This window comes from Paraburkholderia sp. GAS334 (genome assembly GCF_050436625.1).
Taxonomy (GTDB): Bacteria; Pseudomonadota; Gammaproteobacteria; order Burkholderiales; family Burkholderiaceae; genus Paraburkholderia.
In genome coordinates, this window is record NZ_JBNDMO010000008.1 from 134,490 (window position 1) to 150,964 (window position 16,475).

The window sequence follows — 16,475 nt, forward strand, 5'->3', positions numbered from 1 at the left end:
CGATGAACCTGTCGCGTCCGTTCATTTCCCGCCCCGTCGCGACGACGCTGCTCGCGATCGGCATCGCGCTCGCCGGCTGTTTCGCGTTCGTGAAGCTGCCGGTGGCACCCTTGCCGCAGGTCGATTTCCCGACGATCTCCGTGCAGGCGAGTCTGCCGGGCGCGAGCCCGAATACCGTCGCGACGAGCGTCGCAAGTCCGCTCGAACGCCATCTGGGTTCGATTGCCGACGTGTCCGAAATGACGTCGACGAGTTCGGTCGGCTCCACGCGCATCACGCTGCAGTTCGGCCTGAATCGCGACATCGACGGCGCCGCGCGCGACGTGCAGGCCGCGATCAACGCCGCGCGTGCCGATCTGCCGGCAAGCCTGCGCAGCAACCCGACGTATCACAAGGTCAATCCCGCCGACGCGCCGATTCTCGTGCTCGCGCTCACGTCGAATACGCTACAGGCCGGCCAGCTTTACGACTCGGCGGCCACTGTCCTGCAGCAGTCGCTGTCGCAGGTCGATGGCGTCGGCGAAGTCGATGTGAGCGGTTCGGCCAACCCGGCCGTGCGCGTCGAACTCGAACCGCAGATGCTGTTCCACTACGGCATCGGTCTCGAGGATGTGCGCGCCGCGCTCGCCGCGGCGAATGCGAACAGTCCGAAGGGCTCGATCGAGTTCGGCCCGAACCACGTGCAGCTGTACACCAACGATCAGGCGACGAAGGCCGCGCAGTACCAAGACCTCGTGATCGCCTATCGCAACGGCGCGGCGGTGCATCTGTCCGATGTCGCGGAGGTGGTCGATTCGGTCGAGGATCTGCGCAACCTCGGCCTCATCAACGGCAAGCGCGCGGTGCTCGTGATCCTGTATCGCCAGCCGGGCGCGAACATCATCGAGACGATCGATCGCGTGAAGGCAATGCTGCCGCAGTTGAAAGCGTCGCTGCCCGCCGACGTCGACGTGATCCCGACCGCCGATCGTTCGACCACGATCCGCACGTCGCTGAAGGATACCGAGCGCACGCTGATCATCGCGGTTGCGCTCGTTACGATGGTGGTGTTCCTGTTCCTGCGCAACTGGCGCGCCACCTTGATTCCGAGCGTGGCCGTGCCGATCTCGATCATCGGCACGTTCGCCGCGATGTACCTGCTCGGCTTCTCGATCGACAACCTGTCGCTGATGGCGTTGACGATCGCGACCGGCTTCGTCGTCGACGATGCGATCGTCGTGCTCGAGAATATCTCGCGGCACATGGAAAACGGCAAGTCGCGCATGGAAGCCGCGTTTGTCGGCGCGCGCGAAGTCGGCTTTACGGTGATGTCGATCAGTATCTCGCTCGTCGCCGTGTTCCTGCCGATCCTGCTGATGGGCGGCATCGTCGGGCGGCTGTTCCGCGAGTTCGCGCTCACGTTGTCGCTGGCGATCGGCGTGTCGCTGCTCGTGTCGCTGACGCTCACGCCGATGATGTGTTCACGTCTGCTGCGCGAGCATCACGAACAGAAGGAAGAAGGTCGCCTCGGACGCTGGCTCGAACGCGGTTTCACGTCGATGCAGCGGGGCTATGAGCGCACGCTCGGCTGGGCGCTCTTGCATCCGCGCCTGATTGTGACCATCCTGATCGCGACCATCGGCCTGAACGTCTGGCTTTACATCATCGTGCCGAAGGGCTTTTTCCCGCAGCAGGATACCGGCCGGCTGGTCGGCGGCATTCAGGCGGACCAGAGCACGTCGTTCCAGGCGATGAAGGTGAAGTTCTCCGAGATGATGGCGATCGTGCAGAAGAACCCGGCTGTCGACAGCGTGGTCGGTTTCACCGGCGGCCGGCAGACCAATTCGGGCTTCATGTTCGTCACGCTCAAGCCAAAGAGCGTGCGCGGCATTTCCGCCGATCAGGTGATCCAGCAGATGCGCGCGCCGCTCGGCGACGTCGCGGGCGTGCGCACGTTCCTGCAGGCGGTGCAGGACATCCGCGTGGGCGGCCGGCAGTCGAACGCGCAGTACCAGTTCACGCTGCTGTCGGATTCGACGTCCGATCTCTACACGTGGGTGCCGAAGCTGACGGAAGCGCTCCAGCATCGCCCTGAACTCGCGGACGTCAACTCGGACCAGCAGCAAGGCGGCCTCGAAGCGATGGTCACGATCGACCGCGCGACCGCGGCGCGCCTGAACATCAAGCCCTCGCAGATCGACAACACGCTGTACGACGCGTTCGGCCAGCGCCAGGTATCGACGATCTACAACCCGCTGAACCAGTATCACGTCGTGATGGAAGTCGCGCCGAAGTACTGGCAAAGCCCGGACATGCTGAACCAGATCTGGGTCAGTACATCGGGCGGCAGCGCGAGCGGCGCGCAGACCACGAACGCGACCGCCGGCACGGTGACATCGGCCGCCACCAGTACGAGCGCGAAATCCGGCGGCACGGCAGGCACGACGGCTTCGAGCGCCGCCGCGATCGCAGCCGACTCCGCGCGCAACCAGGCGACCAACTCGATTGCCGCGAGTGGCAAATCGAGCGCGTCGTCGGGCGCGGCGGTGTCAACGTCCAAGGAAACAATGATTCCGCTGTCGGCCATCGCGAAGTTCGAGCCGGGCAATACAGCGTTGTCGGTGAATCACCAGAGCCAGTTCGTCGCGTCGACGATCTCATTCAACCTGCCGCCGGGCAAGTCGCTATCGCAGGCCACCGCCATCATCTACCAGACGATGGCCGAGATCGGCGTGCCGGGCACGATCCGCGGCAGCTTCCAGGGCACCGCGCAGGCGTTCCAGCAATCGATGTCGGATCAGCCAATCCTGATTCTCGCCGCGCTTGCCGCCGTCTATATCGTGCTCGGGATGCTCTACGAGAGCTATATCCATCCGCTGACGATTCTGTCGACGCTGCCTTCAGCCGGTGTCGGGGCGCTGCTCGCGCTGCTGCTCTTCAAGACGGAGTTCAGCATCATCGCGCTGATCGGCGTGATCCTGCTGATCGGTATCGTCAAGAAGAACGCGATCATGATGGTGGACTTCGCGATTGAAGCGTCGCGCCAGGGGTTGTCTTCGCGCGACGCGATCTTCCAGGCATGTCTCTTGCGCTTCCGGCCGATCATGATGACGACGTGCGCTGCGCTGCTCGGCGCACTGCCGCTCGCATTCGGCAGCGGCGAAGGCGCTGAACTGCGTGCGCCGCTCGGCATCGCGATTGTGGGCGGATTGATGGTGAGCCAGATGCTCACGCTCTACACGACGCCGGTCGTCTATCTGTACATGGACCGGATTCGCGTGCGCTGGAATGCGCGGCGTGAACGGCGTCGCGGCGGTACGACGCCGGCGGTGGAATAACAACGAAGCGCGGCGCCTTTGTTAAAGGCGTCGCGTGCTGTCCCGAAGTCAGAGCTTTTGCGCGGCCGCGAGCGCAAAAATCCTCGCCCATTGTTTCGCCTGCCGATCGCTCGTCATCGGCAATTGCCAGACCGGCTGCATCGCATCCTTGACCGTCAGCGCCACCTGCCAGCCGTTCGCGGCGCGTGCTGCTTCGGCCTTCACAAGATCCGCGAAAATATACTGACCGACGGTATCGCCGACCCGCACCGTCATGAACCGCTTCGCGGCGGCCAGTTTCACCTCGCCCCACTCGCCCTTCAGTTCATGCGTCCAGTCGCCACCGTGGACATTCGCGGCCACTTCGCGGCGACGCCGCCACCACCACGCGATCGCCAGCAGCACAGCGATGCTGACGACCGTCGCCACCCCCACCGCCACGCCCAGACCAAACTGCAGCGACAGATAATCGAACGCCCGCACCGCGCCATAGATCAGCGCGATAAAGACAATTAGCAGAACCAGAATCGGCATTCAGCATCACCTCGATACGGATACAACGCGCCGGTAAAGCAACCACAAAAGCAGCGCGCACAAATGCAAAGCGGCGGAATCACCCGCCGCGCTTCATCTGCACGACACCGTCACTGCGGCTTGTGCGTCGCGGCCCACTCTTTCACGGCTTTCAGCGTGTTCCCGACGTGTTGTTCTGGAGAGAGGCTCGTGTACTCATAGATGATCTTGCCGTCGGGTGCGATCACGTACGACACGCGGTTCGCCATCGATGCATGCATCGGCAGCCCCGCATCGTACGAGTCGATGATCTTGCTGTTCTCGTCGGCGGCTACGGGGAATTTGCTGCGGCATTCGCTGACCGAAAACTTCGTGAGCGTTTCGATATTGTCGTGCGACACGCCGATCACCGTTGCGCCGTACTTTTTGTATTCGTCGACTGCATCCGCGAATTCGTGCGCTTCGATCGTGCAACCCGTCGTGAACGCGGCCGGGTAGAAATACAGCACGACAGGGCCTTTTTTCAGCGCGTCGGCGAGTTCGTACGTGTATGTCTTGCCGCCCAGCGAAGCCTGCGTCTTGAAGTCAGGCGCGGTATCGCCCGGTTTCAGCGTGGCGCTGGCGGTGAGCGCATGCAGCGAAAAGGCCGCTGACAGACAGGCGGCCGCCATCCACGGCCATTTTTTTCGTTTCATCATGGATTCCTTTCGAGCGACTGATGTGCAGCATGGCAGGCACGAATCAGGCCTGATCACCGTGCCCGCCATGCTGCGTTCAGACGTCAGTATGCGCGCCGATCCACGACGCTGCAGAAAGGCTCAACTCGGCGAGCACGTCGGGTGTGAGCCCGGCAAACTCCGGCAGTGGGGTTCCACACGCGATGGCGTCCACATCCCCGCCCTGCTCGATCGTCTCGGTAATGCGCAGCAGCGTGCCGAGCGGACCGGCGTAGTGGACAATGGCATCGCGAATCTCCGGCGCGAGGCCGAGGCGGTTGAGCGTGCTTTCCGGCGTCGAATCGACCACCACGTGCACAAGCGAAAAGATGCCGGTCATGAAGGCCGCGTCGGAGAAACGGTCGTCGAACGGACGCAGCCAGTTGCCTGTCAGCTCCATGAAGCGCGAACGCGTGCCTGCAAGTTGCACGAGCGGATCGGAGCGCCACGGCAGGTCGCGACCGTCCGCATAAAGCAGCAGCTGGGTCCAGCGCGCGATCTGCCGCGTGCCTGTTGCGGTGATCGCCTGGCGCAACGACGAGATTTCGCGTCCGAGCCCGAACGCGCTCGAATTCGCGAGTCGCAACAACTGCACGACGACGCTTGGATTGCGCTTCAGTTCGTCTTCGATTTCGCCAATGTCAGGCTCGCGCGCGAGCAGCGCCAGCAGCCGCAACAGCGCGTCACGCGAAGGGCGCGGACGTGGTGCGCTCAGCACCTGCGGCCGGGCGAAAAAGTAGCCCTGGAACAGATCGAAGCCCAGTTCAACGGCGAGCGCGAAGTCTTCGTGTGTCTCGACCTTCTCCGCGAGCAGCGTCTTGCCGAGGCGCTTGATCGTCGCCGCCAGCTCGGGCAGCTTCGCGCGGTCGGTCAGCAGGAAGTCGACCTTGACGATGTCCGTATGCGGCAGCACCGCGAGCAGCGCATCGGAGAGTTCGACCACGTCGTCGAGCGCGATCTGGAAACCGGCGCGGCGCAACTGGCCGAGGCGCCTCAACACGCGGGCGTCGAAGGTGACCGTTTCGAGGATTTCGAGCACGAAGCGCTCGGGCGCCATCAGATGAACGATGTCGTCGAAGAGGAGTTCCCGGCCGATGTTCACATAGCCACGATGCTCGCCGAGCACCGCCGGGACGCCCAGACCGCCAATCGTGCGCGCGACCACGTGCGCCGTAGCCTCGGCGTCGTTGCTGACTTCGGCGAAATTCTGTTCGCCGGAGCGGAACAGCAGCTCATAGGCGGATAGCGCGCCCGTCCGGTCGAGGATCGGCTGCCGGCCCAGAAAGGCAAACTGGCACGCCGCAACGGCGCCCTCAGGCGCCTGCGGGTCCGCGCCGCTATTAGCGCGCGCAGAAGTTGATCCGGTCTCGATCGGTTCAGACATGTCTTTGGCAGATGGGATTCTGATGGACCACAGCGCGCGCGAATCGCGTGCCTGCGCTTCTGCTGGGATCTGGCGCATCGACGACATTTCCGCGCAACTGTAACCGAATCCGGAATTTATTACAGCCCCCATGGAAGCGCTTCCGGTATGCGTTGCTTTTTTGCTCCTTCGGCTAAAGATTTTCGCGTAAGGGTCGTTATCTCGTTCTGATGGGCGGGCTCGTGCCTCTGAGCCGCGCCACCGGAAACGGCGGGACCAGTCGTCCGCCTGTAAGTGAGAACACGGGTTGCCACCGACAAACATGCAAGCGAACAGCGTCACCGCGCCCCGCCGGGGCCCTCTGCGCACGGTCATCGACCGGTTACGTACGCTCGGCCGGCGCACGGGCGGCGAAACCGCCCGCAGCGGCAACCGCCCGTTCATCGGGGATACGGTTGGGGCCGTCGGGGCGGTGGACTTTCTCGCCCACGTCGACCGTGACCTGAAGTTCCTGTATGTCTCGGACGCGAGCCTGCGCTTTATTGGCTACCACCGCGAATACCTGCAGACGATCACACTGCACGATCTCGTCGCACCCGCCGACGTCGCGAAGCTCGACGCCCTGCTCGCCCGCGCGGCCGGCAGCAGCACCATCGAAAAAGACACGCTCGACCTCGTGAAGTCGCTGACCTATCCGGTCGCAGTCGAACTGCGTGTCGTGCGCAACACGCACGACGGCGTCGAAGGCTACGCGATCGCGGGCTTCGACGTGTCGGCCTGGCGTGCGGCCGAAGACCGCCTCAATCACGCGCTGCATCACGACCGGCTGACCGGCCTCGCGAACCAGCCGGCGCTGATTCCCGCGCTGCTGAATGCGCAGCAGCAGGCGGACGCGCATGGTTCGAGCGCCGCACTGCTGCTGCTCGACATCGACGACTACCAGCGCGTCAACCGCGCGCTCGGCTACGACGCCGGCGACGAAATGCTGCGCGACACCGCGCGCCGTTTGCAGAACATGATGAACGGCGGCGAGATCCTCGCACGCGTGGCTAGCGACGAGTTCGCGATCCTGATGCCGCTGATCTCGACGCACCAGAACGCCGCCCTTGCCGCCGAAGCGCTGGCGCGGCGTCTACTGACGGCCGTGCAGCAACCGTATTCGTTCAATGGCCAGCAGGTGCATCTGTCGGCGAGCATCGGCATCGCGCTCTATCCGGACGCACGGCATCTGAAGGACACGCCCGCAGGCGACAGCCAGCTGCTACGCTGGGCCGATCATGCGTTGATGCAGGCCAAGACGTCCGGCGGCAACACCCTCGCCTTCTACATCCCCGATGACAACCCCGCCGACGCCGAGCGTCTCAAGCTCGAATCCGATCTCTACGACGGCGTGCGCAACGGCGAGTTCTCACTGCATTTCCAGCCGATCACGAGCAGCCAGACGCATGGTGTCGTCGGTGTCGAGGCGCTGATCCGCTGGCTGCATCCATTGCACGGCCTCCTGCCGCCCTCGATGTTCATTCCGCTCGCGGAGTCGGTCGGCCTCATCAACTATCTGGGCAACTGGGTGTTGAAGATTGCGTGCATGCAGCTGATCCAGTGGGACGCGCAGGGCATCTCGCTGCAGTACGTCGCCGTGAACGTGTCGCCGCAGCAGTTCCGCGATCCACGCTTTACGGACAGTGTGCGCGAGGCGATCGCGCTGACCGGCATCGATCCGCACCGGCTCGTGTTCGAGATTACGGAAAGTCTGCTGATGCACGACCCGGTGCACGCGAAGGGCCTGCTGGAAGAGATGACCGCGATCGGCATCCGCTTTGCCGTCGACGATTTCGGCACTGGCTATTCGAGCCTTGCGTATCTGCAACGTTTCCCGCTCGCAAAACTCAAGATCGACCGTAGCTTTGTGGAGAATCTGCTAACCTCGCGCAACGATCAGGCAATCGTTAGCGCGGTCGTCGGACTCGCGCAGACACTCGATCTCGAACTCGTCGCCGAAGGCGTCGAAACTGAAGCGCAGCGCGCCCTTCTGACCGAGATGGGCTGCGATCACATTCAAGGCTGGCTCGTCTGCAAGGCGCTGCCGTCAGACGAACTGGCGCAGCGCTTCGAAGCGCGCACGCTCCGTCTGCACAGCGCGGTGTCGTGATGCAGCTGATCTACCCGGGGCCCGGATACCCGACACGCACTGGCATGCTGAACACTGGAATACGTATGGCTTTGGCGGGACTTACATGTTAAAGGCTGCGCTGCTCGACAGACTGTGGTCGCGAATGAGTGAGCGCGGGGATTTCCCGATGCTCTCGCAGGCGCTGCGCAGCACCATGGCAGCGATGACGAATGACGACCTCGACTTCACCGCGCTCGTGCAGGTCGTGCTGTCGGATTTCGCGCTGACGCAGAAGGTATTGCGGCTCGCGAACTCGGCGATGTACATGGCGTTCGGCGGCAACATCACGACCGTCACGCGCGCGCTGATGGTGCTCGGCATGGACGCGGTCGGCCATCTGATCGTCGGCCTCAAGCTCGTCGATCACTTCCATCACAGCGTACCGCGCCGCATCGACGCGAAGCTCGAACTGAACCGCACGATGCTGTCGGGCTGCGTCGCGCGCAAGCTCACCGAACGCGGCGATCTGCGCGCGGGCGAGGAAGCCGTGGTCTGCACGCTGATGCGCCAGGTCGGCAAGCTGCTCGTCGTGTTCTACCTCGACGCCGAGTGGGACAAGATCCGCATTCACATCGATGCCGGCATGGAAGAAGACGAAGCGTGCAACGCCGAACTCGGCGTGACGTTCGACGAGATCGGCCTGGAAGCGGCCACGCGCTGGCGCCTGCCGGACATGATCCGCGCTGGCATGAGCCAGTACGAGACGCCGGACAACGCATCGCGTCAGGTGCAGTGGCTGCGTGCCATCACCAATTACTCGACCGAAGTCTCGCACGTCCTGACTACGCCGAACATTTCCGACTCGGTGCGCGAAGCGCGTATCGCTGAGCTTGCGCACCACTACGGTCGCACGCTGGGCACCGACCCGGAAACGCTCGTCGCGATGAGCATTGCGCTCGCAGGCGAAGAGTCCGACGACGGCGTGATGCGCGAGATCGTCGAACTGCGCGCCAACGCCGACGCCATTGCACGCGAAGCGCTCGATCCCGAGGCACGCATCGCTGCGGGTGTCGAAGATCTGCGCGCCCTGCCTTCAGATAATCCGCTTGGGCCGGTGCTGGCGATGGCATCGGAAACGGTACTGGCCGGGCTTAACTTTACGCGCACGATCGTGTTCGTGAAGCAAGGCGCGGGTTCGTTCAAGGCGCGTCTCGGCCTCGGTCCGAAGATGGACAAAATGCTGCCGACGCTCGGCTTCACCGCGACGTTCGAGCCTGACGTGTTCCATCTGGCGATCGCGAATTCGGTCGGCATTTTCATCGAGAACGCACGTGACCCGAAGATCATGGCGCGCCTGCCGGAGTGGTTCCGTCGCTCGTTCGATGATGCGCGTTCGTTCGTGATTCTGCCGGTCGTGCTGGAGACGAATCAGTCGACCGTTGCGCTGATGTACGGCGACTGGTCGCACGCGCAGGAAGCGCGCAAGATATCGCAGAAAGAGATGGCGGCGTTGAATGAACTGGCGCGCGAGTTGGGGCGGTTTTTCGCGCAGTCGCCTGCTAGTGAGATGGAGTTGCTTTAGGCGACTCCGGCGATGCGCGGGTCATTGCTGACGACCGCCGGTGCATCGTACACCGGCCGTACACGGCGGCGCTCATCAACTCGCGCCCCCTGTCCTGTTGCCTGCCTTAATCCTCGATCCGCTCCAGCCCCGCCGCTTCGGCGCTGCTATCCGCAACACCGGCCCACGCGGCAGCCACCAGCGCCAGGTCAGCAAGATCAGCCGGCGTCAGCGGTGCAAGCTGCGCACTCGCCGCTTCCACATCGCTCCACGCCCCGCGCTCCAGCGCATCGATCGCCGACAGCAGCACGCCCAGCGCACCTTCGCCACGCAGGATCGCCGCGCGGATCGGACGTGTGAGCATCAGCATATCGAGCGTGCTGTCCAGCGAGCCGCCGAACACCGCGTCGACGAATGAAAACACGCCGGTCAGAAACGCTGCATCGGCCTCATCACGGCCCGCTTCAGGCAGACGCTCGATGGCCAGTTCCATGAAGCGTGCACGCGTGGCCGCGAGTTGCAGCAACGGATCGTCTTCAAGCGAAACCTTGCGGCCGTCCGCGTAAAGCAGCAACTGCGTCCAGCGCGCGATGCGGTTCGTGCCCGTCGCGTTGATCGCTTCACGCAGTGTGGTGACCTTGTAACCGACGCCGAGCCCGCTCGAATTCGCGAGCCGCATCAGATGCATCACCAGCACGGGATTGAGCTTGAGTTCCGCTTCGAGCTGCGCGACGGTCGGATCGGACGCGAGCAGTTGCAGCAGATTCAGCAGTGCATGACGCGGCGCGCCTGCGCGACGCATGTTATCTGCCTGCGGACGCGCGAAGAAGTAGCCCTGAAAGCGGTCGAAGCCAAGGTCGTGTGCAGCCTCGAAATCGGTCGGTGTATCGAGTCCCTTCGCGATCAGGATCTTGCCCGCAGCCTTCAGCACTTTCGCAAGCTTCGGCAGCAAGGCAGGCTGCGTGCGGCGAAAATCGATCTTGACGGCGTCCGCGTACGGCAGCAGTTTGGCGAACGTCTCGCTCGCCTGCGTGACGTCGTCGAGCACAAAGCGATAGCGTTTCGCGTGCAATGCGATCACACGACTGACGAGCGCATCGTCAGCGTCGAGATCGGACGGCAGTTCGAGCATGAAACGACCCGCGGGCAGCCGACGCAATGTCTCGTCGAACAGCATCTCGCGGCTGGCATCGACGTACGCGATATGGCCCGCGAGCGCGCTTTGGGCATCCGGGTGGGCGGCGGCCTGGATCATCCGCTTCGCCACGGCGACGCGGGCTTCCTGTGCAGCTTTTACCGCCTGCTTCAGCGCTTCAACGTCTGTTTCGCTTTCGGTGAAGTTGGCGGGATCGGGTTCCGGCACAGCCGGGCGACGCACTTTCAGCTCGAAGCCGCAGAGCATGCCCTCGCGGTCCAGCAAAGGCTGACGCGCAACATAGACTTCGTCCGGCACGCCGTCCGGTCGCCCTGCGGTGCCCGCATGCTGATGCGGATCTTCGACTGCGATGTTGGTCATTCCCCGTCCCCCGGCGGAGCGCAACGGCACTCCGTTCTACCTGGCTGATTCTGGTGTATTCGTCGTGGCTGAATGCAGTTTGCGTGCAGTCACGGCACGGTTCTCCAGCACTGGCAGATTCTAGCGCACGCGGGCTTGATGAGACAGACGCACGGGGCGGTTTTCCGAAAAAAAACCGGCCATATCAATGGCCGGTTTCATCACTGCACAGGCAAGATGCTACATCGAAGCGCTCATGCGCCTCAATCAGCACCCGTGCCGCTTATTTCAGCACGACCTTCACATCGAAGTACTTCGCCGCGAAACGGTCGATCGTGCCATCAGCTTTCAATTCCTTTAACGCCTGGTTGAGCGCGTCCTTCAGGGCCGTGTCGCTCTTGCGCACGCCGAAGCCGACGCCCGCGCCGAGCAGCTTCTCGTCGCTGACCGCCGGGCCGGCGAACTCGAAGCCTGCGCCCTGCGGACGCTTCAGAAAGCCCTTCGATGCAGCCTCTGCATCCTGGAACGCGGCGTCCAGACGACCCGATGCCAGGTCTTCGTAAATCTGGTCCTGCGTCTGGTACGGCACGACGTCGACACCGGCCGGTGCCCAGCGCGCCTTCGCGTACGTTTCCTGAATCGTGCCCTGCAGCACGCCGACATGCTTGCCCTTCAGCGATGCCGGCGTCGGCAGCAGACCGCTGCCCTTCTTCGCGATCATCTGGTTCGGGATCGTGTAGATCGGATCGGTGAAGTCGACGGCCTGGCGGCGCTGGTCCGTGATCGTCATGTCGGAGTTGATCGCATTGAACTTGCGCGCCTGCAAAGCCGGGATCAGACCGTCGAAGGAATTTTCGACCCACACGCACTTCGCTTTCAGTTTCGCGCAGACGGCATTGCCGACATCGATATCGAAACCCTGCAGCGCGCCCGCCGGCGACTTCGATTCGAACGGTGCATACGAGGCCTCGACGCCAAAGCGGATTTCCTTGATGTCGGTTGCGGATGCATTGCCCGCTGCCATCGCGGCCGACGCAAAAAGCGCGAACGCGGCCATGTAACGCCAGGTTGTGTTCATCAGGGAGTCCTTGCTGATAATAATGAGGTGATACAGGGAACCGGATCGAGGCGTGCATGGTTGCAGCGCCCGCATTGCGGTTCAAATCGGGGCGACTGCCGTGGTGCAGCGCAACAGTCGCGAGGGCGGGATTGTACAGGCTCGGCGCGACGGGCCTGACTTGCCGCCTGCATGGCACGCCGCCGGATTCAGCGCGTGCGCATTCTGTTGAAGATGCAATTTCGTATCGCGATCAGGCAAGAGATGTCATGCGCCAGCGGGTGCGCCAAGCTCGATTGCGAGCCGCGTGGCCAGATGCGCGAACACCGCCGACACATGCGGCAAATGACGCGATTCGGGATGCGCGAGCACCCAGAGCTGCGATTCGCCTTCGTCGAGTGGCGGCGTCAGTTGCACGAGATCCTCGCGACCGCGCGCCAGAAACACCGGAAAGATACCGACGCCAAAATCGCGCGCCATCATCTCCATCACCGCCATCACGCTGTTGGTTCTATAGCGCGGCTGCACGGTCGGCACATGCCGCTTGCGCCACATGACCGACGGGTGATTGCCGAGCGAGCCGTCCGGTGCGACCCAGTCGCACCGCGCCAGCGTTTCAGGATCGCCGACGCGAAGGCCGCGCGTTTTCGCCGCGAATACGGCGATCTGCAAGGGCCCGACATGCCGGCCGACCAGGTGATCCGGCGGCTGGCGCGTCGCTCGCACGGCGATATCGGCATCACGCTTCGTCAGACTCGCGACGCTGTTCGTCGTGCTGAGTTCCACGGCAAGCGCCGGATGCAGCGCGGCAAGATCGCGCAATGCCGGCAACACCAGACCGTACAGCACAGTATCGGTCGTCGTGATGTGGACCGCGCCCGCGATGTGATCGCTGCTTGTTTGCACGGTCGAGCGCGCGGCGGCGAGTTCGCTCTCGATCCGCTCCGCGTGCCGCGCGAGCTGCAACCCGAGCGGCGTCGGCCGGTAGCCGGCACGCGAGCGCTCGAAGAGACGCTGCCCCACCCCGCGCTCGATGCGCTGCACCGAGCGGAAAATCGTCGACGCATCGATGCCGAGCCGCTGCGCCGCTTCGGCGAGCGTACCGGCGCGCACGAGCGCGAGTATCGTCTGCGTATCCGTCGACGTCAGTTCGTATTGCGTTTTTGCACGCATGCTTTGGCCATCCGCCTGTTTATTCGCCGCTGAACCGGTGCTACTTTTACCACACTGGCTTGTCGGCCGACGAGCCACGCCAACGGCGTGCATACGGGATTAACGTGTCGCGTGCATTCCTGATTCGAACTCATCCACGGCGGTTATTCATGAAACTCTATTTCTCTCCAGCCGCGTGCTCGCTGGCAGTCCACATTGCACTGCGCGAAGCGGGCATCGACTTTCAGGGCGTCAAGGTCAACCTGCAGACTCACACGCTCGCCAGCGGTGAAGACTTCTATGCAATCTCGCCGCGTGGCTATGTGCCCATGCTGGAACTGGACGACGGTTCGCGCCATACAGAAGCCGCTGCGCTGCTGCAGTATGTCGCCGATCTGGACCCGCGGCATGCACTGATCCCGGCACCGGGTTCGCTGGAACGTCTTGCGGTGGTCGAATGGCTCACGTTTGTCAGCAGCGAACTTCACAAGACATTCAGCCCGTGGCTGTGGCATCCGGATACGGCTGAGTCCACGAAAGAGGCGTGCCGGGCGAAACTCGCCACGCGTTTTGCCGGGATGGAGCAGGTTCTAGGGGGGCGTGAGTATCTGACCGGCACGTTCACCGTCGCCGATGCGTACGCGTTCACGATCGTGAACTGGAGCCCCATGCTCGCGATCGACCTGTCGCCGTATCCGGCGTTGAAGGCGTATCAGGCGCGCGTCGCCGCACGGCCCAAGGTGCAGGAGGCGATGGCAGCAGAGGGATTGAAGGCGTGATCGTTTAAGGCTTGCGGTCCGGCTTGTGCGACATCGCCGGACCGCGCAGCTGATCGCTTCAGGCAAGCGCGGCCAGCGTGCTGTCGGTCGTGTCGATGACGAGCAGCCCCGCACGCAAGCCGGGCTTCACAGCCGGATTCGGAAACACGATGCGTTCTTCGTCGTGATGCACGGTATAGCGATAGTCGCCGTCACGCGCGAGCAGCGTGTCTTTTTCGAAGGGTGTGAAGTTCGGCACGTCGGCGGCAACGAGCAGTTCGAACGCGTCGCTCTGCTTCGTGATCTGGTCGATGACGGTAAACACGCGCGGCAAAGGCGCGGTTTCGTCACCGGCTTCGCCCGCTACGAGATGACGCAACGCGTGATCTGCACCTGCAAAGCGCGCCAGATCGTTCTGACCAAACGGACGCACCTTGCCGAGTTCCAGTGTGCACGCCAGCGCACCGCATGCGTCGGCGGTGAAATGCGAATACGTGTTCCCCTTCGTCGTGTGCAGCAGAACGGCGGCGATACGCGCATCGCGCAACCATTCGAACATCACACGTGAAAGCGGCGCGCCCGTGTGCGGCAGCAACGCGAACTGCTCGAATACCGACGCGCGGATCGCCGTGTGCATGTCGATATGCCAGCGTGCTTCGGGCGCATCCGGTGCATCGGCGAAGAAGCGCCGCGCGGCCTCTTCGAGCGCTGCAGCGCGTGGCGCCTCGTGGCTCTGCGGCACCTGTGCATGGCGGCCGCTGAAAAGGCGGTTGAGGTCGTCGTCGCGATAGCGGCACGCATCGCGCATTGCATCGACGTTGCCCAGAACCACAAGCAGCCGGCATGCAAGCGTCGCATGGCCGGATGCGATATCACGCACGATCGACGAAAGCAGTTCGATCGGTGCAGTCTCATCGCCGTGAATGCCAGCGGATGCGAGCACACTGCGTGTGTTGCGCTTGAGCGTCGAGGGTTCGAGCAGCAGCACGCCATCGTCGCGCCATTGATAACGCACACCGTTCGCGCATGTGCCTTCCGCATCAGCAGACGAAGGACGCGCCCCGCCAAGCGTGTACGCGAGAAAATTGTCGAGCAGCGCGTTCACGCCGCGCTCAGCGCTGGAAGTCATAAAGCGAGCCGAGGCCGAGAATCTGCGTCAGTTCATCGAGTGCCGTGCGCGATTCGACCAGCAGCAGCGGATCGGTGAGATCGGACGGCGCGAGACGATCGCGATAGTGCTTTTCGATCCACGTATCGAGACGACCGAACAGCGTGTCGTTGATCCACACGCCCGGCGTCACCGCTGCGCGTTCTTCATCATTCAGCACGACGCGCAGACGCAGACACGCGGGACCGCCGCCATTCTTCATGCTCTCGCGCAGATCGAAGACCAGCACTTCATCGATCGGGCCATGCTGTTCCGTCAGGCTGTCGAGATACGCAGCAACGCGCGCGTTCTCGCGGCATTCCTGCGGCACGACCAGCACCTGACGACCATCGGGACGCGTCAGCAACTGGCTGTTGAACAGATACGACGACACCGCATCCGACACGCTCACCTGCGCGTCCGGCACTTCGATCACGCCGAACGTCGCGTTGAGCTTTTCGAGCTTCGTCGACAGCTCGTCATACACCGACGACTGGTCGACAAACGCCAGTTGATGACAGAACAGCGTGCTGCGATTACCGACTGCGATCACGTCGTTATGGAACACGCCTGCGTCGATCACATCAGGATTCTGCTGTGCGTAGACCGTGCCGCCTTCGACAAGACCGTGACGATGCGCGACCGCGCGGCTCGCCTCGAACGTCTGACGCGCGGGAAAGCGCTTCGGCTCCGGCCCGCGGCGATATTCGCCGCGGCCGTACACGAAGAATTCGACACCACGTGCGCCATATTCCGCGCAAAACCGCGTGTGATTCGCCGCGCCTTCGTCGCCGAGCGCCGGCGTGCCGGGCAAGGCTTCATGCACGGCGAAACGTGAATCGTCGGCAAACATCGCGCGCAACGTGCGGCGCGTCGATTCGTGTTCGATCGCGCGGTGCAGCTTGCTGCACAGATTCGCAGGCGTGAAATGCACGCGGCCATCGTGCGTATCCGCAGATGGACTCACCGTCGCGGCATTCGCCGTCCACATCGCCGATGCGGAACTGGCGGCTGCGAGCAGTTCAGGCGCGTCCTTCGCGACACGTGCGATCACGGTGGCGTCGTCGCCTGAAAAGCCGAGATCGCGCAGCAGGCGCATCGACGGCCGTTCCTGCGGCGGCAGCACGCCCTGGTTAAAGCCGAGGTCGGCCAGCTGCTTCATCTTGCGCAGGCCCTGCTTTGCAGCGGCCTTCGGATTGGCAACGGACTTCTCGTTGCTCTGCGACGCGACGTTGCCGAACGACAGCCCCGCGTAGTTGTGCGTCGGGCCGACGAGTCCGTCGAAATTGGCTTCGGATGCGTGCATC

General features: G+C 63.4%; 12 protein-coding genes. 4 read left to right on the forward strand and 8 right to left on the reverse strand.

Going from position 1 to position 16,475, the window contains the following annotated elements:
- Window positions 1–2 precede the first annotated feature (2 nt).
- A complete protein-coding gene (locus P3T21_RS16775) occupies window positions 3–3,317 on the forward strand; it encodes an efflux RND transporter permease subunit (RefSeq protein WP_429257047.1) in 3,315 nt (1,104 codons plus the stop codon).
- 48 nt (window positions 3,318–3,365) lie between these two features.
- Here the strand turns inward: P3T21_RS16775 and P3T21_RS16780 are convergent, their stop codons facing one another.
- From P3T21_RS16780 to P3T21_RS16790, 3 genes are all read right to left on the reverse strand, one after another.
- On the reverse strand, window positions 3,366–3,830 hold the full coding sequence (locus P3T21_RS16780; RefSeq protein ID WP_429257048.1) for a hypothetical protein: 465 nt from the start codon (window positions 3,828–3,830) through the stop codon (window positions 3,366–3,368).
- A 110-nt stretch (window positions 3,831–3,940) separates the two neighbouring features.
- Complete coding sequence (locus P3T21_RS16785) at window positions 3,941–4,504, reverse strand: peroxiredoxin (protein WP_429257049.1); 564 nt, start codon at window positions 4,502–4,504, stop codon at window positions 3,941–3,943.
- A gap of 79 nt (window positions 4,505–4,583) precedes the next feature.
- Entirely contained in the window at window positions 4,584–5,909 is a 1,326-nt protein-coding gene (locus P3T21_RS16790; protein ID WP_429257050.1) for an EAL and HDOD domain-containing protein, read from the reverse strand.
- 301 nt (window positions 5,910–6,210) lie between these two features.
- On the opposite strand from P3T21_RS16790, the gene P3T21_RS16795 reads away from it, so the two are divergent.
- Window positions 6,211–8,037 (forward strand): putative bifunctional diguanylate cyclase/phosphodiesterase, encoded by a 1,827-nt coding sequence (locus P3T21_RS16795; RefSeq protein WP_429257051.1) that lies wholly within the window; start codon window positions 6,211–6,213, stop codon window positions 8,035–8,037.
- An 85-nt stretch (window positions 8,038–8,122) separates the two neighbouring features.
- Complete coding sequence (locus P3T21_RS16800; RefSeq protein ID WP_429257052.1) at window positions 8,123–9,580, forward strand: HDOD domain-containing protein; 1,458 nt, start codon at window positions 8,123–8,125, stop codon at window positions 9,578–9,580.
- A 106-nt stretch (window positions 9,581–9,686) separates the two neighbouring features.
- On the opposite strand, the gene P3T21_RS16805 is transcribed toward P3T21_RS16800, so the two are convergent.
- The 3 genes from P3T21_RS16805 to P3T21_RS16815 all read right to left on the reverse strand — a co-directional run bounded on the left by P3T21_RS16805 (window position 9,687) and on the right by P3T21_RS16815 (window position 13,284).
- Window positions 9,687–11,075, reverse strand: coding sequence for an EAL and HDOD domain-containing protein (locus tag P3T21_RS16805; protein WP_429257053.1), 1,389 nt, complete (start codon window positions 11,073–11,075; stop codon window positions 9,687–9,689).
- A 262-nt stretch (window positions 11,076–11,337) separates the two neighbouring features.
- Window positions 11,338–12,132 (reverse strand): ABC transporter substrate-binding protein, encoded by a 795-nt coding sequence (locus P3T21_RS16810; RefSeq protein ID WP_429257054.1) that lies wholly within the window; start codon window positions 12,130–12,132, stop codon window positions 11,338–11,340.
- Window positions 12,133–12,378: 246 nt separating this feature from the next.
- On the reverse strand, window positions 12,379–13,284 hold the full coding sequence (locus P3T21_RS16815) for a LysR family transcriptional regulator (RefSeq protein WP_429257055.1): 906 nt from the start codon (window positions 13,282–13,284) through the stop codon (window positions 12,379–12,381).
- 149 nt (window positions 13,285–13,433) lie between these two features.
- Here P3T21_RS16815 and gstA point away from each other — a divergent pair, with 149 nt between their 5' ends.
- Window positions 13,434–14,042, forward strand: coding sequence for a glutathione transferase GstA (gene gstA, locus P3T21_RS16820; RefSeq protein ID WP_429257056.1), 609 nt, complete (start codon window positions 13,434–13,436; stop codon window positions 14,040–14,042).
- 58 nt (window positions 14,043–14,100) lie between these two features.
- Here the strand turns inward: gstA and astE are convergent, their stop codons facing one another.
- Window positions 14,101–15,150: a succinylglutamate desuccinylase gene (gene astE / locus P3T21_RS16825; protein ID WP_429257057.1), complete on the reverse strand. Its 1,050-nt coding sequence runs from the start codon at window positions 15,148–15,150 to the stop codon at window positions 14,101–14,103.
- Window positions 15,134–16,474 carry an N-succinylarginine dihydrolase gene (gene astB / locus P3T21_RS16830; RefSeq protein WP_429257058.1) on the reverse strand — a complete coding sequence of 447 codons (1,341 nt, stop codon included), beginning with the start codon at window positions 16,472–16,474 and terminating at the stop codon, window positions 15,134–15,136. Before astB ends, astE begins: the two co-directional genes overlap by 17 nt.
- Window position 16,475 lies beyond the last annotated feature (1 nt).